This window comes from Algoriphagus sp. PAP.12, from assembly GCF_026652115.1.
In the GTDB taxonomy this organism is placed as follows: Bacteria; Bacteroidota; Bacteroidia; order Cytophagales; family Cyclobacteriaceae; genus Algoriphagus.
On sequence record NZ_JAPPSQ010000001.1, the window covers coordinates 61,381 to 81,953 of the forward strand.

Here is a 20,573-nt window from a genome sequence, read left to right on the forward strand (position 1 = left end):
ATGAATATTACTAAAATATCCATACAAAGGTCGACCATGGTCGTCGTCCTTTTCACCATACTGACATTGCTTGGGATCTTTTCCTACACGCAATTGTCTTACGAGTTGCTCCCAAAGATGGAGACCAATATCGTCACCATCTCCACAGTATATCCAGGAGCAGCTCCATCTGAAGTAGAAACTTCGGTCACGAAGAAAATCGAGGATGCTGTAGCTTCTTTGGAAGGCATTAAAGCGATGAATTCCATTTCTCAGGAGAGTGTTTCTATCATTACTATTGAGTTGGCGGCAGGAACGGATGTTGATATTTCCATGCAGGACGCGCAAAGAAAAATCAATGCCATTCTAGGTGATTTGCCGGATGACGCTGATCCTCCAAGTTTGGGGAAATTTGACCTGGACGACATGCCGATCATGGAAATGGCAGTTTACTCTAATTTGGATCCGGCCGGCTTCTATGACTTGATTAAAAACAAAATCCAGCCATCACTGGCTAAAATCAACGGGGTAGCCCAAGTAAATATGCTGGGTGGTACCGAGCGAGAGATTAAAGTCAACTTGGATAGAAATAAGCTAGAAGCTTATGGGATCTCTCCGATCATGGTAGCCCAAAAAATCAACGCAAGTAATCTGGATTTTCCTACAGGCAGATTGAAAGACAGCGACGGACAGGTTTTGATCAGGTTAGCAGGGAAATTCAATGCAGTTTCTGACCTTGAAAATTTGGTGATCGCCTATCGTCAGGATGAGTCTCCTATCCAATTGAAAGAGGTGGCAGAGGTTCAAGATGATTTCAAAGACGAAGAAATCCTTACAAGATTGAATAATAGCGATGCGATAGGTCTGACCATTCAAAAGCAATCCGATGCCAATGCAGTAGAAGTTTCTGAAATCATCGAGCATGAGTTGCATGTTTTAGAAGAAACTTATGCCAAAGATGGTCTTTCTTTCCAAATCTCTCAAAACTCATCTGAGTTCACTTTGGAAGCTGCCAATGATGTTATCAAAGACTTGGTGATAGCCATTGTCCTGGTTGCATTGATCATGTTGCTTTTCCTTCACAGTATTCGAAATGCGATCATCGTAATGGTAGCCGTACCGGCATCCATCATTGCCACATTTACAGTGATGTTCTTGGCTGGATTTACCCTGAACTTGATGTCCTTGCTAGCTCTATCTCTGGTAGTTGGTATTCTCGTGGATGATGCGATTGTAGTGATCGAAAACATCTACCGACATCTGGAAATGGGAAAAAGCATTGCCCAGGCATCCTACGATGGTATCCGTGAAATCGGTTCAACAGTAGTTTCCATTACTTTGGTAATCATTGTGGTATTCGTGCCCTTGGCATTGACCGGAGGTTTGATCTCCGGCATTATCAAGCAGTTCAGTATCACGGTTGCTGTTGCTACCCTGTTCAGTTTGTTGGTAGCGTTTACTTTGATTCCATTGTTGACTTCCAGATTCTCCAAGCTGGAGCATTTGAGCAAAGACTCCTTCTTTGGAAGAATCGTTTATGGATTTGAAGCAATGCTTGACGGCTTCGTTGACTGGTTGGTTGGCTTGTTGAGATGGGGTTTTGCTCACAAAATCGCCTTGATGGGGATCACATTTATCCTTTTCATCGGTTCTTTCTTCCTAATTGGAGGTGGATGGATTGGTAGTGAATTCGTTTCTCAGGGTGACAGAGGAGAGTTTATCCTTCGATTAGAACTTCCTAAGGATGCCACTTTGGAACAAACCAATTACAAAACTCAGGAGATAGAGGATTATTTGAGAACTCTTCCAGAAGTGACCGAGGTATTTACCAAAGTGGGTGTTGCCAGTGGACAGTTTACAGGGTCTCAATCCTCTCCATATACAGCTGAAATCAACGTGAAATTGGTATCTAAAGAATTTAGATCTATGTCCAGTCCTGACTATGCAAGAAATGTAGAAAACTACCTTGAGGAGCATATCACAGGCGCTGAATATACAGCCGTACCAATCTCTATCATGGGTACTGCCAACGATGCTCCGATTCAGGTAATCGTATCTGGCCCGGATAGAGATTCCGTACAAGTGACTGCCGAGAAAATCATGGGAATCTTGGCCAACATTCGAGGAACGAGAAAAATCGAAAGTTCCTTAGAAGCAGGTAACCCTGAGATCAAAGTCGAAGTAGATCGATACAAAATGAATGAATTGGGACTTTCTATGGATCAAGTTGGAGGTACACTTCAGGTTGCATTTAATGGAAATGACAATTCTAAATATACTGACGGCGATTATGAGTATGACATCCAAGTCAGATTGAATGAGTTCGACAGAAGAAGTATCGCCGATGTTCAAAACATCACCTTCCTGAACAGCAAAGGTCAATTGATCAAATTGGATCAATTCGCACAGGTATCTCAGTCAGAAGGACCAACCAAATTGGAAAGAAGAGACCGTGTAGGATCTGTGAAAGTCACATCTCAGGTGGCAGGTGTTCCTTCCGGTACAGTAGGTGCTGCATTGACTGCCCAAATCGATCAGATGCAACTTCCTCCGCAGGTTCAAATCAACTACGACGGGGATATGAAAAACCAAAGTGAAGGTTTCGGAAGTTTGGGAATTGCCTTGATCGCTTCCATCATCTTGATCTATCTGATCATGGTGGCATTGTATGACTCCTATGTTTATCCTTTGGTAGTGATGTTCTCCCTTCCGATGGCTTTAATCGGGTCCTTACTTGCCTTGGCATTGACGAAAAGCACCTTGAGTATCTTCTCCATCATGGGTCTGATCATGTTGATGGGATTGGTAGCCAAGAATGCGATTCTATTGGTTGACTTTACCAACCAGCTGAAGGCAGCCGGAGTTGAAGTAAAACAGGCTCTTGAAAAAGCAGTAAAGATTCGATTCAGACCAATTTTGATGACTACCCTAGCGATGGTGATCGGTATGCTTCCAATTGCCTTGGCAGGTGGAGCAGGTGCTGAATGGAAAAACGGTTTGGCTTGGGTAATCATTGGTGGACTTCTTTCCTCTATGTTCCTGACCCTAGTTGTGGTACCGGTGATCTATTATTTATTTGATAGGTTTTTGGTGAAAATCGGCAAGTCCGAGAAAAAAGAAATTCCATTGGATGATACTCCAGTTGAGGAATTTGAGTCTGAAGCAGCAGCATACGTTTAAAACAAATCCCTCCTGAATCCAATCGGGAGGGTCATCATATATTCTTATGAAAAACTATTCCAACCTCCGCAAAATCTCCAAAGTCTTCCATCAATATGGAATTGACCTTACTGGAAAGCGAAAATTCGCCTCATTCGAAGGCGATCTCAAAATGGATAAAATCTTTGTAAACGGGTTGATTTTTGACCTAGAGTATGAACTCAGCAAAGAACTGGAAGATGAAAAAGTCGCAGGAATACAAGCTCCTGCACAAGTGATAGAGTTGTTGATAAGTTGATTGGAAAAGAGCCCCGAAAATTTGGGGCTCTTTTTTGATTTTTATTTCACTTCTATATCCGAAATCCAAAGGGTTCGATTCCCTTCTGCATTCCTATGCTCCGTAATGAAAGTCAACGGACCAACCTTTTGTTCATTTTCCCAAGTCGTCGGTCTTCCTTCTGCTCCATTTCCTCTTCTAAAGACCCACTCTCTTAATTTATAGTCCTCATCAACATACAAATCATAGGCATCTCCAGGAGTATATCCATCGCCTGAGCCATAAACGATCGTCAGTTTGGTGGTATTTAAACCTTTGATAGGAGAAGATACATTTTCTGTAGTTTCGAAAGTATATCCTGTATCCCAAGCCAATTGAAATGGCATCATTGCCCAGTATTTGTCATTGATGAATCCTTGGTCTGCCGGAGGCATGGTCTCTGCCGCCAGGCTATAGGAATAAGAGGTATCCTGACCTACATAATCCACTGTATTTTCCTTAATATTCCAAGTCCAGTTTCGGGTAAAAACATTCACGGAATCTCGCTGAACATTCCATGAGTAAGAAATTGAGTTTACCTGATCCAAATTTTCAAAACCATAGGCTTTGGCAACTTTCATTGGAAATGTATCAGGCAAAGTCTCTTTTTGCTGACAGGAAAAAAGTAGTGTAACAGGTAAGGCAATCAATAATAATTTCTTCATAAAGTATTGATTTCGTTAAGTTTATTCAATCTAGCAATAGTTTTTCAAGGATTCAATTTACTTTGAAAATCAATTAAACATAGGGGGAAGGACTCACAGAAGTCCAGCCGCCATCTACAATCAATGTCTGACCGGTTATGTGTCTAGCCGCATCAGAAAGCAGAAAAGCTGCCGCTTCAGCAATATCCACCGTACTGGCCGGACGTCCTAATGGAGTTAAATTAGACCAAGTTCGCGCATAATCTGGGTCCGAGGTAGTCCTTTCGGTCAATGTAGCTCCCGGAGCAACTGTATTGACTCGAATACCAAATGGTCCTAATTCCAAAACCAGATTCTTTGCCAGCATTTCTATGGCAGCCTTACTCATTCCATAAGCAGCCAGGTTTTCATGACTCTGATGACCAGTTACCGAAGAAGTCAAGACTATAGCTCCTCCATTCTGTTGATTTTTCATCACTCGAGCAGCTCCTTGTGTCAACAAGAATGTCCCCAAAAGGTTTACTCGCATCACTTCCTGAAAATCCTCAGCGGAGTAATCCAAGAAACTCCCAAAAAGCGTAATACCTGCATTTGCCACCACTTGATCCAAAGTCCCAAATTCATGGGTTGCTAAGTCAATCATCCCTTGGACGACTTCCTGGCTTGCAGAATCTCCTGAATATCCCAGAACCTTCCCTTTTCCTTCTCTACTCAAATTGGCTACTGCATTTTCAGTCAAGCCTATTTCAACATCATTCAAGATCACATGAGAGCTCTGAGAAAGAAGTTTTCTCGCTATCTCCAACCCAATTCCCTGTCCGGCACCTGTTACAATTGCTACTTTTGGAGTTTTCATTTTCTGATTTTTTTAGTGAGAATCCCTTTTCACTTCGGATCCAGAACTTCCCTGAAGGAAATCAAAATCAACCCCATCATGAGCTTGATTCACCCGATCCAAAAATAAATTGACATAACCTCTGTCGTAAGGCAATTCCAATGGTTTGAATGCCGCTTTTCTCTTTTCAAATTCCTCGTCAGAGATCAATAAATTCAAAGTTCTGTTCGGCACATTCAACTCAATCATATCTCCATCCTGAACCAAGGCCAAAGGACCTCCGATGGCAGACTCCGGAGATACATGCAAGACAACTGTCCCAAAACCCGTCCCACTCATTCTTCCATCTGAAATTCGAACCATATCTTTGATTCCTTTTTCCAAAATCTTCTTGGGCAAGGTCATATTTCCTACTTCAGGCATACCCGGATAACCTTTCGGGCCAACATTTTTGAGAACCAAAACCGAGTTTTCATCCACATCCAAATTGGGATCGTCCACTTTGGCTTTGAAGTCATCAATGGTTTCAAAAACCACCGCTTTTCCAGTATGTGTTAAAAGACTTGGAGTCGCTGCAGAGGGTTTGATTACTGCTCCATTCGGGCAAAGATTGCCTTTCAGTACCGCAATTCCTGAATCAGGTTTGATCGGCTTTTCCATTGTACCGATCAGCTCCCTATCGTAGCACTCAGCTTTGGAAATATTTTCACCAATCGTCTTTCCATTGGCTGTAATCTCATCTCTATGAAGTGCTGATTCGATCTCTCGCATAACGGCAGGGAGTCCCCCAGCATAGAACAAATCCTCTACCCAATAGTCTCCCGATGGCTGAACATTCGCTATCAATGGGATTTTGGCAGAAAAATGATCAAAGTCCGTCAAATCTATTTCCACTCCAATCCTTTTAGCAATCGCAGTCAAATGCAAAATAAAATTGGTGGAACCTCCCAAGGCTGCATTGACCATAATGGAATTTTCGAAAGCCTTTCGGGTCAGAATTTTGCTCATCTTCATGTCCTCCTTCACCATTTCCACAATGCGGATACCGGTCATATGAGCCAAAACCTTTCTTCGGGAATCCGCTGCTGGGATAGTTGCATTGTCAGGCAATGAAAGTCCCAATGATTCCACCATAGCTGCCATCGTAGAAGCGGTTCCCATAGGAGCGCAGCTTCCACGAGAACGAGACATGGCCGCTTCCGCTTCAATCATTTCTTCCTGAGAAATCCTTCCCATTTTGAAATCCTCCGCCAGTCTCCAGATATCCGATGTTCCGATCTTTCTTCCCTTGAATCTACCAACAAGCATAGGCCCGCCAGAAATCACCATCGTTGGTAAATCCACCGAGGCTGCGCCCATTACTAGAGAAGGAGTAGTTTTATCACAACCGCACATCAGAACCACACCATCCATCGGGTTGGCACGAATGCTTTCCTCCACATCCATGGATGCCAGATTTCTAAAAAGCATAGCCGTCGGCTTGATGGAACATTCGCCTAAGGACATCACTGGAAACTCCAGTGGAAACCCTCCTGCTTCCCAAATCCCTTGTTTCAAGGATTCGGCAAGTTCTTTGAAATGTGCATTGCAGGGAGTGAATTCAGACCAGGTATTGCAGATTCCAATCACTGGTTTTTCTCCTTCAAAAAGATGATGGGGAAGTCCCTGATTTTTCATCCAGGACCTATAAATAAAGCCGTCTTTTCCGGTACGACCGTACCATTCCTGACTTCTGAGTTTTTTCTTTGACATGGGTTTATTGGTTGAGAAAATTTCCAGAAGATATAAAAAAATAGACAGAATCAGACCTTATTTTCTATAAGGTCGACCGCTCGCTAGACAAATAAGAATCAGCTTATTCTGAGTCCTTGGCTTCTATGGAATCCAAAACCGATTCCAGTGCTTTCAAGTCGACAGTAAAGTCCGCCAACATAGTGTTTTTCTCAGTCCCCTCGTTCAGAGTATAATAGTATTTCAGTCCAAGCGCATTGGCTAAATTGAAATAGCATTGGTTTATATCATCACCATAATTTCGAAACTCCACCACTGATTGGCCTGGATGCATAAAAAGCATATTGCTTAAGGCAGCTCCATGAAGAGAGACAAACAATTTGGTTTGAGCCATTAACTCAATCTGTTTTTTGACGCTTAGATTTTCGGCATAAACAATTTCAAAGCCTCTTTTCCTCAAGAGTAATTCTACCTCCAGTTCGTTGAGAACTTTTCTTTTTGGAGCCTGATTTCTACTGACATATACCTTTTTTGAAGGAGCTTTTCCATTTAACCTAGCCAGTTTGTCCCTAGTTTTTAAAGTCCAAGGAATATTAAAATGTGGAAAAACAGCCGTGCGAGACGTCAAAACCATTTTTTTGACCCTCAAATTTTCATTGGAAGAATAAAAAACTGGCTTCACTCCGATCAATTTCAAACTTTGTTGTACAAAAGGAAGCATCTGATAAGACTGGTGCAAAATCACCTGATCAGAAACGCCTTTCTCCAAGCCGGTCCAGATTCTTGGCAAGCAGTCGGTCATCCAATGAAAGTAATTGGCACTCCATTCATCTTTGATCCAGATTCCATGGTCCAATGTTCTCCATTTTTTGACTGCACAATTCAGAATTCTTTTCCCCAAAGGCATAGCTCCCAAACCTTTAACATGGGTATGTTCTGCAAAAAACTTCAACTCTTTGGGAGAAAAAACAGTGTCCTGAAGAATAAAAACATCCTCCAGGACCCATTCTGGTAACTTGGTAAACTGAGCCTTTAATGAACCTTGGAAAAGAGCTTTGTCTTCCTGAGGCATATTCTCCGGAAACTTCCTTTCTACCCGAACTTCTTCCACAAATTCTTCTGGACTCATCTTAAAAAATTAAATGTTTTTACAAACGTTCTATATCTGCACCAAGGGCATTTAGTCTTTGATCAATATTTTGATACCCTCTGTCGATCTGCTCGATATTGTCGATGATCGAAGTTCCATTTGCTGAAAGAGCTGCAATCAAAAGTGCCACACCGGCACGAATATCTGGTGAAGTCATTCTGATTCCTTTCAGTGGATATTTTCTATCCAGGCCAATCACTGTCGCTCTATGAGGGTCGCAAAGAATAATCTGCGCTCCCATATCGATCAGTTTATCAACGAAGAATAACCTTGATTCAAACATCTTTTGATGTACCAAAACAGTTCCCTTAGCCTGCGTAGCGGTCACCAAAACGATAGAAAGCAAATCTGGAGTAAATCCTGGCCAGATTTGATCTGCCACAGTTAAAATCGAACCGTCAATAAAGGTTTCGATTTCGTAATGTTTTTGGGCTGGAATGAAAATATCATCCCCACGGAATTCCAATTGGATCCCCATTCTTTTGAATGTCTCTGGAATAATCCCCAAACGGTGGATTTGACAGTCTTTGATGGTGATTTCCGACTGAGTCATCGCAGCCAAGCCGATGAATGACCCAATTTCGATCATATCAGGAAGCATTTTATGCTCAGTTCCGCCAAGCTTTTCAACTCCTTCGATATTCAACAAGTTGGAACCAACTCCGGTGATTTTTGCGCCCATTCGGTTGAGCATATCACAAAGCTGCTGAAGGTAAGGTTCACAAGCCGCATTGTAAATGGTAGTCTTGCCTTCTGCCATGACAGCTGCCATCACGATATTGGCTGTACCTGTGACAGAAGCCTCATCCAAAAGCATGTAGGTGCCTTTTAAATTTTTTCCATCAATATGGAAAATCTCATTTTCGGCATCATAGCGGAATTTTGCTCCGAGTTTTTGGAATCCAAAAAAGTGGGTATCCATTCTTCTACGGCCGATTTTATCACCACCTGGCTTGGAAAGTTTTCCTGTCCCAAATCTTGCCAAAAGTGGCCCCAAAATCATAACTGACCCTCTAAGTGAGGAGGCTTTGACCAAAAAGTCTTCTGTTTCCAAATAGTCCAAATTGACTTCATCAGCCTGAAAACTATAAGACTCAGGACCCAATTTGGTGACTTTGACACCCATATCGCCCAATAGCTCAATAAGCTTATTGACATCACGAATGTTAGGGATTTTATGGATTGTTACCTTTTCAGAGGTAAGTAATACTGCGCAAAGAATCTGAAGGGCTTCATTTTTTGCACCTTGAGGAATGATTTCGCCCTTGAGTTGATTTCCTCCTCTTACTCGAAATGATGCCATTAATTTCTACGTTTTTTATGTCCGCCGTTTCTGCGCCTGTTATTGTTGTTTCCTCTTTTGTTCCTTCCATTTGAAGAATGTTCCGTCGCAGAAGGAACTTTGAAATCTCTTCGTGTATTGGATTCAAACAGGCCGTTTTCTTTTACTTTTTCCAAATCGATGTGAAGCTTGCCTTTGGAGAGAGTTTTGATGTCATCCAAGATAATCGCATCATCGAAATTGTCGCGATTCCAAGTGGAGTGAAAACTTCTCATCAGCTGACCGATGTAGATTATCGCAGCTTCCTGCTCTTCATCATTTTCGATTTCAATCGCTTTTTCGATCAGCTTCTCGATGTTTCTTCCATAGTGTTTGAAACGAACCTCGCCTCTTGGATATCCAACAGGTAGTGGCTTTTTACCCAATAAATCCTTCTCAGGCATAGGAAAAGGGCCATCCACATCCAATTTGAAATCTGACATGATATACAAATCATCCCAAAGTTTCTGATCATTTTCCTGCTTAAGAGCTGGATTCAACTGCTTGATAATATCAATGACCGTCTGAGCACTTGCCGTTCTTTTGGCACGGTCTTCAATGCCACAGACGTATTCGACTAGGCCTTGAATATTCTTTCCGTATTCTTTCAAAATGTTTGTGTTTTTCCTGTTTAATTGCTCCATTATCCCTCCCATTTTTTGCCTGATAAAAGGTAACAAAAAAATCACCAAAAGGCAGGGAGGCAGGTGATTAGTCTATAATTCTGAGCTTCGCAAAGCTAAGTAATAAAGTTTTCTCGCCAAAATGCTCAAATTGAATCGTCGCTTTTTTATTAAGTCCCTCAACTTCAATTTTTTGCACCTTTCCATATCCAAACTTCGGATGCTCTACCAATTGCTCAGCTTGAAGATTGTTGGTATTACTTGGTTTGAAATCCGGACTTGGAGTATGCACCTTCAAAGTCGGTGCCACACGGGTTTCCGGTTTCTTTTTTATTCCGACAAATCCTGATGATCCCGGCAATCCTTCTTTTCTCAAGGCTCCCGGCATTTCACGGGTAGCGGATTTTTTCTTACTTACTTTGATACAATTGGGATTGACTTCCTCCAAAAAGCGGCTCGGCTCACAATTCAACAATCTACCGAATCGATAACGAGTCAATGCATAGGTTAAGTATAACTTTTCCATGGCTCGCGTCGTTGCCACGTAAAATAATCGTCTTTCCTCCTCTAAATCTTCCCTGCTCTGCATCATCATCTGGGAAGGGAACAGGTCTTCTTCCATCCCTACAACGAAAACTTGATTAAACTCTAAGCCTTTAGAAGAGTGGATCGTCATCAAAGTCACTGAATCAGTCGTGTCTTTATCTCGATCATTGTCTGTGAGCAAGGCAATCTCCTGAAGAAAAGCACCCAAGCTTTTATCTTCATTCTCCTCATTGTCTACATATTCTTTGATCGCATTGAGCAATTCCTGGACGTTTTCGTAGCGGTTGAGCCCTTCGATCGTTTTATCTTCATAAAGCTCCCTCAGCAAACCGCTTTGCTTGGCAATGGAGTTTGCAGCTTCAAATGCATCTTTTCTCTCCACCTCGATCTGGAAGGCTTTGATCATAGTGGCAAAATCATCTACTGAGCTCCCCGCCCTGCCAGGCAAAAAGCTGTGCGCATTTTGAACAACTTCCCACAGAGGAACATCATGATCATAGGCTCCGACCAATATCTTCTCAACGGAAGTGTTTCCAATACCTCTTTTCGGATAATTAATGATTCTCTTAAATGCCTCCTCATCGACAGGATTGACAGTAAAGCGCATGTAGGCCATCAAATCCTTGATTTCCTTCCTTTGGTAAAATGAAAGACCTCCCACAATCTTGTAGGTAATGTTCATTTTACGTAGGGCTTCTTCTATCGCTCTGGATTGAGAGTTGGTTCGATAAAGAATGGCAAAATCGCTGTTTTGAAGCTTTTTGAGATTCTTTTCTTCAAAAATTGTATTGGCTACAATCCTACCTTCTTCATTATCTGAGGTTGCTTTCACCAACTCAATCAAATCTCCATCAGGATTGGAAGTCCAAACTGTCTTTTTCAACTGAGCTTGGTTCTTATCGATTATGGAATTGGCGGCATCTACAATGGTTTTGGTAGAGCGGTAATTCTGCTCCAATTTCACCACCATCAGATCCGGGTAATCCTTTTCGAAATTGAGGATATTCTGGATATCTGCTCCTCGGAAAGCATAAATACTTTGGGCATCATCACCTACCACACAGATATTCTGATGGACTGCAGCGAGCTTTTTGGTGATCAAATACTGAGACAGGTTGGTATCCTGAAACTCATCTACCATTACATATTTGAATCGCTGCTGATACTTATTGAGAACATCAATATGATCTCTAAAAAGCACATTGGTATTGAAAAGGAGATCATCAAAATCCATCGCACCTGACTTGAATAAGCGCTCTTGGTATTTCTGATAGATTTCTCCCATTTTTGGCTTCATCGCCGCTTCATCGTCAGCTTTGACAAAAGGGTCATTCAAATAGGCTTGCCAAGAAATCAATCTATTTTTTGCTCCTGAGATCCTGGACAGAACCGTTCCTGCCTTGTAGACCTTGTCATCCAAATGCATTTCCTTGACAATAGTCCGGATCAGGGATTTGGAATCGTCTGTATCGTAAATCGTGAAATTAGAAGGGTATCCGATTTTCTCGGACTCTACACGGAGGATTTTTGCAAAAACAGAGTGGAAAGTACCCATCCAGGTATTTCGAGCGTCCAATCCCACCAAAGTCTCGATACGATGCTTCATTTCAGCTGCAGCCTTATTGGTAAAAGTCAGCGACAAAATCTGAAATGGATCAACCCCTTTGGCATATATCAAGTGCGCGATTCTATAGGTCAACACACGTGTTTTCCCTGATCCGGCACCCGCAATAATCATCACTGGTCCATCTGTATGCTCTACTGCCTCACGTTGAGGTGGATTGAGTTCTTCTAAATATGTCATTATTCAAAGTATCAAGACTTTAGTATCAAGTATCCAGAATACAATACCAAATCATTTTCATTTTTTTCAGTGTCAGCTATTCATTTCTGTCATAAACTGTCAGGAATGAAGAAACTTCAGGTTTTCATTTGAAGGTATCAGACTTTCCAACGCTTATGACTCCATAGGTAGAGGTCCGGTTGAGCTTTGATGTTTGATTCCAATTTTTCACAAAACCGATCTATGATACTATTCGGTGCATCCTGATCATAAGGAGGCTCGGCCATTTTGGTAAATTCAAACCTATAATGTCCTCTTTTGATTTTTGTCATAAAACCAAAGAAAACGGGCAATTGCATCCGCTTGGCAAGAAATTCACCTCCTTCAAAAAAGTAGGCCGGCCTATTCATAAACTCGCGCAAGTATCTTTTTTCCTTTTTCGGAGGCCTTTGATCAGCAGCCAAATGTACTATCCTCGGCTCTGATCTCATGGTGATCATACTTCTGCGAAACTCTTTCTTTTCTGTCATGAGTCCTCCAAAATGAGTTCTTATACTCAGTAACAATTTCTCAAAGAATGGATTATTCAATTTGAGATAAACTGTCTCGGCTGTCACATTGGTATTTAATGCCACCCCCAATATGGCCATTTCCCAATTGAAAACATGACCTGCCATCATCAAGGCGCTTCTTCCATTTTGAATCTCCTGATCTATGGATTCTTGGTTGATAACCTGAAATCTCTGACGAAGTTCCTTTTCCGAAATTGTCAGCATTTTGATGGTTTCGGCAAATGTGTCAGTAAAATTCCTGTAAAAGCGATTTCGGACCTTTTTTCGCTCTCCATCAGAAAGCTCCGGAAAAGCATAGAATAGATTCTCATCGATTACCTTTTTTCGATACCGAATTACATATCTGGCAATTAGGTAAAGGAAATCTGTAAACAGGTATAATACCCACAGTGGAAGTCTAGAAAGCAACCTAAAGAAAAACATAGAAAATCATTGGGATTGAGGCTATCAGAGCCTTTCGTAGCAACAAAATAAAGGAAAAGGAGGGAAAAGTTCCCGATTCCTAGTTATAAATTAAGCAGATCATTACTTTTGAAATTATGTCGGAAGTACAGCGCAGAAAATATTCTCAGGTAGAGAAAAACTCCATTTTTGATGGAGAGTTTATGCCGCACATAGACTCAATGTACAACTTTGCCTACCGACTCACATTTGATGAGGACGATGCCAAAGACCTTGTACAAGACACTTATCTAAAAGCATATAGGTTCATCAATTCATTTGAACAGGGAACCAATGCTAAGGCGTGGCTGTTTCGCATCCTGAAAAACAGCTTTATCAACGAATATCGGAAGAAAAGCAAACAGCCTGCGAAGGTAGATTATCAAGAAGTTGAAACTTATTACAACTCAGATGATGTTGACTTTCAAGGAACCACAGACTTAAGAGCAGAATCTGTCAAGGATATGTTGGGAGATGAAATCTCCAACGCGCTCAATAGTCTGGCTGTAGATTTCCGAACTGTAATCATTTTGTGTGACTTGGAAGGGTTCACCTATGAGGAGATGGCCAAGATTTTGGACATTCCGATAGGAACTGTCAGATCCAGGCTCCACAGGGCGAGAAACTTATTGAAAGAAAAATTGAAAGGTTATGCCCAGCATATGGGCTATGACACCGAAGAGGAGGAATAATTATTCAAAAAGCATGGAAATGAACGAAGAAACATCCGGTTCAAGAAAACTAAGGTGTGATGACACCAGCAAATGCTTTGAGTTATTGGAGAGCATTCTAGATGGAGAAATGGGAGACCCTGGCAAGGAAGTCCTCAAAGAAAAACTGGCTAAATGTCAGCCTTGTTTCGAACATTTCCACCTAGAACAAGCGATCCGAGAGGTACTGAAAAACAAATGCACCAAACAAGAAGTACCCAAAGAACTTGCTCAATCCATTCGCGAAAAACTACACGACGTCAAATAATCCCCATGACTCAAGGTAAAGCTATTATTTTTTCGGCCCCTTCAGGGTCAGGAAAGACTTCATTGGTAAAGCATTTGATTCAGCATGTTCCCAACTTGGGTTTTTCTATCTCAGCATGTACTAGAGACCGGAGAGGTAGACATGAAGTCCATGGCAAAGACTATTATTTTTTAAGCCAAGAACAATTTAAAAAGCATATTGACAATGATGACTTCATCGAATGGGAGGAAGTCTATGCTGGGAATTTTTACGGCACATTGAAGGAAGAAATCCAACGAATCTGGGATTCTGGCAAAGCAGTCATCTTTGATGTCGATGTCAAAGGAGGATTGGCTCTGAAAAAATACTTTGGCGATCAGGCTTTGGCCATTTTTGTAAAAGTCCCTTCGATAGAAGTTTTGAAGACTCGTCTCAACGACCGAGGAACAGAATCAGAGGAATCGCTTTCTAGACGGGTTTTCAAAGCTGAGTTCGAAATGAAATTTGAGCCTCAATTTGATGTAACCATCGTCAACGATGATTTTGCAGTTTCTTCAGCCGAAGCAGAAAAATTAGTCTCTGAATTTCTAGCTTCTTAATAAAGTGAAGGTCGGACTGTTTTTTGGTAGCTTCAACCCGATCCATATTGGTCATTTGATCATCGCCAATACAATCTATGATCGATCCGAACTGGATGAAGTCTGGTTTGTGGTCAGTCCTCAAAACCCATTAAAAAAACGAAAATCCCTCATCCATGAATTTGACCGTCTCAAAATGGTCGAGTTGGCGATTGGAGACAATTTTCATTTTCGTGCCAGCGACGTGGAATTCCACATGCCACGTCCCAGCTATACTATCGATACCCTAACTTACTTAAGCGAACAATACCCAAATCATCAATTCAGTATTTTTTTAGGCTCTGACAATCTGAATCAATTCAAAAAGTGGAAGAATTATGAACAGATTTTGGAGCATTATCAGATCTATGTCTACCCGAGACCGGGAGAGAAATTAACGTTTGATCATCCGGCTTTTCAGGAGGTCGACGCTCCCTTGCTGGATATTTCAGCGACTTTTATCAGAGAATCCATCCAAAACGACCAATCCGTCAAATACCTGCTTCCCGAGAAGGTGGAAGAGTATATCCGCGACAGGAAGTTGTATTTGTGAGAAGTGAAAATGTTTGAATGAATAGTGAAATGTATTTTTCCAGACTCAACTATTATTTACTAATATCTAATACTGAAAAGCATCAAAAATTCAAGACATTTGCCTTTTCAATTTTGAATTCATCAGGTTAAATGTCTTTCCGCCATTTTATTACTTTTCTTGGTTTTTGGGTGATTTTCGGCCCAGTAAAAGCCTTTGCCCAAAAGGATGAGGTGACTCAAGGAAAAATGCTGGCAGAAACTTATTGCGGAGCATGTCATGGATTTCCCTCTCCGGAGCTATTACCCAAAAAAATCTGGAGGACTCATGTTCTACCTCAGATGGCTGCCTATATGGGTTTTCAAGAAGTTCAGGATAGTTTGGCCATTTGGGAAGAACGAAGCCCTGAGGAAATTCAAATTCTTAAAAATTTCAATGTCTATCCCAATGAGGCAATCATAGGCGCTGATGATTTTCAAAAAATCTCGAACTATTACTATCTAGAAGCTCCAGAAATTCTTGCGTCCCAGAAACCAAAGGCCACTCCCATTCCTTTAGAAGGCTTTGAAGCTAAAAACCTATTTATCGAAGGAATCCATAGCCCCATGACCAGTATGGTGGCGATCAATGAGTCAAGGGCAGAGCTGTTGATTTCAGACGCCAATGCCAATCAATTGTATGCTAAAACCATCACTGACGAACTATTTACGTTGCCTGCTATCAATAGCCCGGTAGTCCAGTTTATTCCAAAATCACCTGGAGTTTTTAATTTTCTAACAATCGGTTCTATCACCCCCAGTGATCTCTCACAGGGAGCCTTGTATGAAATGGATCTGAATTCCGGGACTTGGACTCAAATTTTGGATGATCTTTCCAGACCAGTTTATGGCACTTGGAAAGATTTGGAAGGGGACGGAAAGCCCGATTTTCTCCTGTGTAATTACGGGCATCATGTTGGGAATATTTCCATTTACAAGGATGGTAATTTCCAATCCGAACCTTTAACTCTTGGAGGAGCTGGAGCCAGAAAGCTGGAAGTCTTGGATTTGAATCAAGATGGGGAACTGGATATCATTGCCCTTTTCGCACAGGGAAATGAGCGAATTTCTGTTTTTTACAATCAGGGAAATGGGTATTTTTCTCCTGAACAGATTTTGCTGAGGTTCTCTCCCCTAATGGGCTCCAGTTACTTTGAAATGCATGATTTCAACCAAGATGGATTGCTGGACATCCTGTATACCAATGGAGACAATTGGGATTATTCCTCTATCAACAAACCCTATCATGGCTTTCGGATTTTTGAGAATAAAGGAAATGAGCAATTTGAAGAATCTTGGTTTTATCCTCAATATGGGGCCGCCAAGGCCATGGCTTTGGACTTTGATCAAGATGGGGATCTGGATATCGCTAGCATTGCTTTTTATGATGATTTGGAAAACCCTAACCATCAATTTTTATTGTTCGAGAATCAGGGAAATATGACTTTCCAACCGAGATACATTCCTGAGGCTTCTTTGGCCAAATGGCTGACGATGGACTGGGGAGATCTAGACGGCGATGGAGATTTGGACATCGTTTTGGGAGCCTACAATCACAATTTCAGGGAATTCAGCAAACTACTGATCCAAGGGATTAAAGAGGTTCCAAGCGTGCTGATCTTGGAGAAGATGCTGAATAATAATTAAGTTTTTCAGGCAAAAAATGTATTAAAACATATTCGGTATCCCTTTAAAGGAGAGGAATTTTGCATCCTTTCCCCTTTTTTATTTCCCAAAAGAGTCAAAAAAGTGACTCATAACAAAAAACTATCCCGATGACAAAAGGTCCCGGAATCCCTCCACCTAGAAAAAAAAAAAACACCTTTCGTAAAATTTCAGAGGTTTTTAGATATCATGATTTTTAGTTTGAAACCAACTTCTAAACAGAAGCTGTTTTTGGCCAAAGACTTTTTTATTCTAAGCTATTCTTCGTGTCATCACGAAGAGCCTAAATTTTAAAAATTATGAAAAAATTACTGTTTGGAATGGCCTTTATTGGGTCATTAATGTTAACCGGAATTTCTGCAAATGCTCAGGAGGATGAGGAGCCTTGCCCGGATGGTACGACAACAACTTCTTGGGGAGGTGTATGTTGCGCATCTTCTAGAAGTTGCCAACATCCTTATGCAGGTAATATTGCCGCATCATCTTGGACTAGCTGTGTAGCTACTTGTTCTTAATTTAAAACAGCGGGAGAAATAATCTCCCGCACTTTTTTTTAAAATCATATATGAAATCGAGCATGACTCAAAAGTCACACACTGGGTTGATTTTCGACACAGCGAGATTCCATGTGACCGTTGAAATCAAATTATAAACACATGAAAGCAATTTTATTCTTCATTTCCGTCTTGGTATTTTTTTCATGCACTGATTCCAAAAAAACTGAAAATGAAATTTATTTTACTGAAGAAGACCTTCCGGCACCCATTCAACTAAATGGAGTAAAATACGATATCCCAGAAATCCTCAATCCCAGAGGACTGATGCTCAAGGATCAATATGCTGTGGTTTTTGAACGAAAGAACGTGGATAACAAAAAATTTCACGTGATAGATCTGAAATCTGGCAGATACCTTCATTCTAAAGGAAAGGATGGTATGGGGCCAGGAGAAGTCACTGTTATTACCCAAATTGAAGATGTTGGTGAGGAAAATATGGTTTGGGCCTATGATCCAGAAATGCGGATTTTTTCAAAATTTGATTTGTCTAATTCCTCTTTACTAGCGGAAGAGCAAGTCAAATCACCAGAAACAAGCTACTTTCTAACTAGTGCTACCTGGACAGGACCTAAAAGTATTTTGGGAAATACTGTGGATGGCTGGACAAAGTACCTGCATTTAACTTTAGAGGGGGATACGATAGCTCTTTTTGGCAGCTGGAAAGATATGATTCAAGACCGAAAACTACCCAGAGGCATCAAGCCGGATGAACTGGATGCAAATTTTGTGAGCAATATTTTTCAAGGGGTTATGAAAACATCCATTGAAAGAAAAACAGCAATCAAAGCGGGAATTAGTATAGATTATATTGATATTATTGATTTAGATAACCAGTCAATAAAAACTATTTATGGCCCAGCTCAAGAAATTCAAGATTTTAGAATCGGGCATTGGGACGAATTCCAAATGCCTGATTTTGGTAGAAATTCTACTGAAAGATACTTAGACGTATATCCAGGCACAAGGTCATTTTTTGTGTTATTTTTTGGTAAACCCTATCGTGAATTAGGTTATTCAGACAACCTAAATAGGGTCTTTGAGTTCGACTACGAAGGAAATATCCTTAATCACTTTCAATTGGATTATCCTATTTACGGAATTGAGATAGATGAAAAAAACCGAGCCATCTACGCCGTGACAGTAGATCGGGAACCCAATCTCGTCCGATTTGATTACTAAGACTGCATATGAACCTAGGAATAGGAGCGGAATTTTGCATCCTTTCCCCTTTTTTAGTTTCTTGTAGCTGACCCGATAGCCACCAATTTTTCCAACCATAGCTTAATCCCAAATGAGCAAACACACTTATGACTCAGGCCTGATTGGCAACTGTGCTTATATCGCCCATATCGAAAAAGACACCAATATTTCATGGCTTTGTATGCCAAGGTTTGATTCGGACTTCATTTTTGGGGGAATGCTGGATCGGGAAAAAGGCGGTAAGTTTACCATCTTGCCAGAATCAGGCGAATTCACCTCTGTGCAAACTTATGTGGAGAATACCAATATCCTTGAGACCATCGTATCAACCGAAGACTCAAGTTACAAAGTCACCGATTTTGCTCCTCGATTCAAAAATTACGATCGGTATTACAAGCCATTGATGCTCATAAGAAAAATTGAACCCATCCATGGATCGCCAAGAATCAAAATAGAATGTCAGCCCGTTACCGAAAGAGGAAATATCCAGTTGACACCAAGTCTGGGAAGTAACCATATCCGTTACATGGGAATTGATCAGGAGATAAGATTGACCTCCACCGCTCCTTTGAGCTATATCTGTGACGGGAAAGCTTTTGCTTTGCAGCGTCCGGTATATTTGGTTTTTACCTATGGCAGGCCATTGGAAGCACCGATTGAAAGTACTTCTGAGCGCTTTCTGCAATCCACTCGCGACTATTGGCAAGGATGGGTTAAATCGACCAGCATTTTCAATTTTCATCAGCGCCTGGTCCTGCGTTCTGCATTGATTCTAAAAATCCACCAATTTGAAGATACCGGGGCCATTATCGCCGCTTCGACCACTTCTTTGCCGGAATCTCCCGGTTCTACAAGAAACTGGGATTATCGCTATTGCTGGATCCGGGACACCTATTACACCCTGACCTGTTTCAACAGTCTGGGACACTTCGAGGAACTGGAAAAATACTTTGACTTTATTCAAAACCTACCGACCGGTCCAGGAGGAAGATATCAGCCTTTGTATTCTATTACCGGAGATTGGCTTTTGACTGAGGAAGTGACAGATCTCGCCGGCTATTTAGGTAATACACCAGTTCGATTCGGAAATCAAGCTTATACCCACATCCAAAATGATTTGTATGGACAGGTTTTGGTTTCGCTTTTACCTCTATATTCTGATCAGCGTTTTACTGAATCCGAAAGAAGTCATTCAGAACCCTTGATCATGAACCTCCTGGACAAGATTGAGGCAACGATGGATGAGAAAGATGCGGGGCTTTGGGAATTCAGAAATTTGGCCCAAAGACATTGTTACACCTACCTTTTCCATTGGGCGGGGGCTTGCGCGGCTGCCAAAATCGGTATCCGTCTGAAAAACGAGGCCATGTACCAAAAAGCAATTCTATTGAGAGATGAGGCTTCCCGAAAAATTGAGGAGTGCTATCTACCAGATAGAAAAGCCTATGCCCAGGCAATTGAGTCCAAGCACATGGATGCTTCCACCTTGCAATTGATCACCATGGGCTATTTTGGTGATGATCTGGAGCGGGCAAATAACCATTTGAAAGCATTGGAAGAAGATTTATTGGCAAAAGACTTTCTTTTCTACCGATACAAACACATGGATGATTTCGGGGTTCCGGAAACCACATTCCTGATTTGCGCATTCTGGTATATCGAAGCACTTGCCTGTGTCAATAGATTGGAAGAAGCGATCGAAGGATTTGAAACTCTGACCAAGTATTGTAATCATCTTAACCTGTTTTCTGAAGATGTAGATCAATCTACAGGTAGCCAATGGGGAAATTTCCCTCAGGCATACTCTCACGTAGGTTTGATGAACGCGGCATTCCGAATCGGTAAAAAACTAGACAGGCCTAGCTTCCTTTAATTCAATCCACTCCTATAAATCAAGTAGTCACTCC

Annotated in this window: 18 protein-coding genes; 10 read left to right on the plus strand and 8 right to left on the minus strand. The window is 41.4% G+C overall.

Annotated elements, in window-relative coordinates:
* Both O0V13_RS00305 and O0V13_RS00310 read left to right on the plus strand, forming a co-directional pair.
* Window positions 1–3,159 (plus strand): efflux RND transporter permease subunit, encoded by a 3,159-nt coding sequence (locus O0V13_RS00305; RefSeq protein WP_268032993.1) that lies wholly within the window; start codon window positions 1–3, stop codon window positions 3,157–3,159.
* Between the two features lie 46 nt (window positions 3,160–3,205).
* Window positions 3,206–3,436, plus strand: a complete 231-nt coding sequence (locus tag O0V13_RS00310) for an acyl carrier protein (protein WP_268032994.1) — start codon at window positions 3,206–3,208, stop codon at window positions 3,434–3,436.
* 41 nt (window positions 3,437–3,477) lie between these two features.
* Here the strand turns inward: O0V13_RS00310 and O0V13_RS00315 are convergent, their stop codons facing one another.
* The 8 genes from O0V13_RS00315 to O0V13_RS00350 form a co-directional block, all read right to left on the minus strand.
* Complete coding sequence (locus tag O0V13_RS00315) at window positions 3,478–4,119, minus strand: hypothetical protein (RefSeq protein ID WP_268032995.1); 642 nt, start codon at window positions 4,117–4,119, stop codon at window positions 3,478–3,480.
* A 73-nt stretch (window positions 4,120–4,192) separates the two neighbouring features.
* On the minus strand, window positions 4,193–4,954 hold the full coding sequence (locus O0V13_RS00320) for an SDR family NAD(P)-dependent oxidoreductase (protein ID WP_268032996.1): 762 nt from the start codon (window positions 4,952–4,954) through the stop codon (window positions 4,193–4,195).
* A 12-nt stretch (window positions 4,955–4,966) separates the two neighbouring features.
* On the minus strand, window positions 4,967–6,685 hold the full coding sequence (locus tag O0V13_RS00325; protein ID WP_268032997.1) for an IlvD/Edd family dehydratase: 1,719 nt from the start codon (window positions 6,683–6,685) through the stop codon (window positions 4,967–4,969).
* Between the two features lie 103 nt (window positions 6,686–6,788).
* Entirely contained in the window at window positions 6,789–7,793 is a 1,005-nt protein-coding gene (locus tag O0V13_RS00330) for a glycosyltransferase family 61 protein (protein WP_268032998.1), read from the minus strand.
* A 19-nt stretch (window positions 7,794–7,812) separates the two neighbouring features.
* A complete protein-coding gene (murA, locus tag O0V13_RS00335; RefSeq protein ID WP_268032999.1) occupies window positions 7,813–9,117 on the minus strand; it encodes a UDP-N-acetylglucosamine 1-carboxyvinyltransferase in 1,305 nt (434 codons plus the stop codon).
* Entirely contained in the window at window positions 9,117–9,779 is a 663-nt protein-coding gene (locus O0V13_RS00340; protein ID WP_268033000.1) for a DUF4290 domain-containing protein, read from the minus strand. The genes murA and O0V13_RS00340 overlap by 1 nt, the downstream gene beginning before the upstream one ends.
* Window positions 9,780–9,846: 67 nt before the next feature.
* Entirely contained in the window at window positions 9,847–12,108 is a 2,262-nt protein-coding gene (locus O0V13_RS00345) for an ATP-dependent helicase (protein WP_268033001.1), read from the minus strand.
* A 137-nt stretch (window positions 12,109–12,245) separates the two neighbouring features.
* On the minus strand, window positions 12,246–13,082 hold the full coding sequence (locus O0V13_RS00350) for a lysophospholipid acyltransferase family protein (RefSeq protein WP_268033002.1): 837 nt from the start codon (window positions 13,080–13,082) through the stop codon (window positions 12,246–12,248).
* A 116-nt stretch (window positions 13,083–13,198) separates the two neighbouring features.
* Between O0V13_RS00350 and O0V13_RS00355 the strand changes: the two genes are divergently transcribed.
* The 8 genes from O0V13_RS00355 (at window position 13,199) to O0V13_RS00390 (ending at window position 20,539) form a co-directional block, all read left to right on the plus strand.
* Window positions 13,199–13,792: a sigma-70 family RNA polymerase sigma factor gene (locus tag O0V13_RS00355; RefSeq protein WP_268033003.1), complete on the plus strand. Its 594-nt coding sequence runs from the start codon at window positions 13,199–13,201 to the stop codon at window positions 13,790–13,792.
* Between the two features lie 13 nt (window positions 13,793–13,805).
* Complete coding sequence (locus tag O0V13_RS00360; protein WP_268033004.1) at window positions 13,806–14,078, plus strand: anti-sigma factor; 273 nt, start codon at window positions 13,806–13,808, stop codon at window positions 14,076–14,078.
* A 5-nt stretch (window positions 14,079–14,083) separates the two neighbouring features.
* Window positions 14,084–14,656 (plus strand): guanylate kinase, encoded by a 573-nt coding sequence (gmk, locus tag O0V13_RS00365; protein ID WP_268033005.1) that lies wholly within the window; start codon window positions 14,084–14,086, stop codon window positions 14,654–14,656.
* A 4-nt stretch (window positions 14,657–14,660) separates the two neighbouring features.
* The gene (gene nadD, locus O0V13_RS00370; protein ID WP_268033006.1) at window positions 14,661–15,227 is read left to right on the plus strand and encodes a nicotinate (nicotinamide) nucleotide adenylyltransferase; all 567 of its coding nucleotides are present in this window, start codon (window positions 14,661–14,663) and stop codon (window positions 15,225–15,227) included.
* A gap of 131 nt (window positions 15,228–15,358) precedes the next feature.
* On the plus strand, window positions 15,359–16,891 hold the full coding sequence (locus O0V13_RS00375; protein ID WP_268033007.1) for an FG-GAP repeat domain-containing protein: 1,533 nt from the start codon (window positions 15,359–15,361) through the stop codon (window positions 16,889–16,891).
* Window positions 16,892–17,208: 317 nt separating this feature from the next.
* Window positions 17,209–17,424, plus strand: coding sequence for a hypothetical protein (locus O0V13_RS00380; RefSeq protein WP_268033008.1), 216 nt, complete (start codon window positions 17,209–17,211; stop codon window positions 17,422–17,424).
* Window positions 17,425–17,565: 141 nt separating this feature from the next.
* Window positions 17,566–18,645: a hypothetical protein gene (locus tag O0V13_RS00385; RefSeq protein ID WP_268033009.1), complete on the plus strand. Its 1,080-nt coding sequence runs from the start codon at window positions 17,566–17,568 to the stop codon at window positions 18,643–18,645.
* 112 nt (window positions 18,646–18,757) lie between these two features.
* Window positions 18,758–20,539: a glycoside hydrolase family 15 protein gene (locus O0V13_RS00390; protein WP_268033010.1), complete on the plus strand. Its 1,782-nt coding sequence runs from the start codon at window positions 18,758–18,760 to the stop codon at window positions 20,537–20,539.
* Window positions 20,540–20,573 lie beyond the last annotated feature (34 nt).

Coding starts and splice junctions, on each gene's coding strand:
- O0V13_RS00305 (WP_268032993.1), top strand. CDS start 1: ATGAATATTACTAAAATATCCATACAAAGGTCGACCATGGTCGTCGTC.
- O0V13_RS00310 (WP_268032994.1), top strand. CDS start 3,206: ATGAAAAACTATTCCAACCTCCGCAAAATCTCCAAAGTCTTCCATCAA.
- O0V13_RS00315 (WP_268032995.1), bottom strand. CDS start 4,119: ATGAAGAAATTATTATTGATTGCCTTACCTGTTACACTACTTTTTTCC.
- O0V13_RS00320 (WP_268032996.1), bottom strand. CDS start 4,954: ATGAAAACTCCAAAAGTAGCAATTGTAACAGGTGCCGGACAGGGAATT.
- O0V13_RS00325 (WP_268032997.1), bottom strand. CDS start 6,685: ATGTCAAAGAAAAAACTCAGAAGTCAGGAATGGTACGGTCGTACCGGA.
- O0V13_RS00330 (WP_268032998.1), bottom strand. CDS start 7,793: ATGAGTCCAGAAGAATTTGTGGAAGAAGTTCGGGTAGAAAGGAAGTTT.
- murA (WP_268032999.1), bottom strand. CDS start 9,117: ATGGCATCATTTCGAGTAAGAGGAGGAAATCAACTCAAGGGCGAAATC.
- O0V13_RS00340 (WP_268033000.1), bottom strand. CDS start 9,779: ATGGAGCAATTAAACAGGAAAAACACAAACATTTTGAAAGAATACGGA.
- O0V13_RS00345 (WP_268033001.1), bottom strand. CDS start 12,108: ATGACATATTTAGAAGAACTCAATCCACCTCAACGTGAGGCAGTAGAG.
- O0V13_RS00350 (WP_268033002.1), bottom strand. CDS start 13,082: ATGTTTTTCTTTAGGTTGCTTTCTAGACTTCCACTGTGGGTATTATAC.
- O0V13_RS00355 (WP_268033003.1), top strand. CDS start 13,199: ATGTCGGAAGTACAGCGCAGAAAATATTCTCAGGTAGAGAAAAACTCC.
- O0V13_RS00360 (WP_268033004.1), top strand. CDS start 13,806: ATGGAAATGAACGAAGAAACATCCGGTTCAAGAAAACTAAGGTGTGAT.
- gmk (WP_268033005.1), top strand. CDS start 14,084: ATGACTCAAGGTAAAGCTATTATTTTTTCGGCCCCTTCAGGGTCAGGA.
- O0V13_RS00375 (WP_268033007.1), top strand. CDS start 15,359: ATGTCTTTCCGCCATTTTATTACTTTTCTTGGTTTTTGGGTGATTTTC.
- O0V13_RS00380 (WP_268033008.1), top strand. CDS start 17,209: ATGAAAAAATTACTGTTTGGAATGGCCTTTATTGGGTCATTAATGTTA.
- O0V13_RS00385 (WP_268033009.1), top strand. CDS start 17,566: ATGAAAGCAATTTTATTCTTCATTTCCGTCTTGGTATTTTTTTCATGC.
- O0V13_RS00390 (WP_268033010.1), top strand. CDS start 18,758: ATGAGCAAACACACTTATGACTCAGGCCTGATTGGCAACTGTGCTTAT.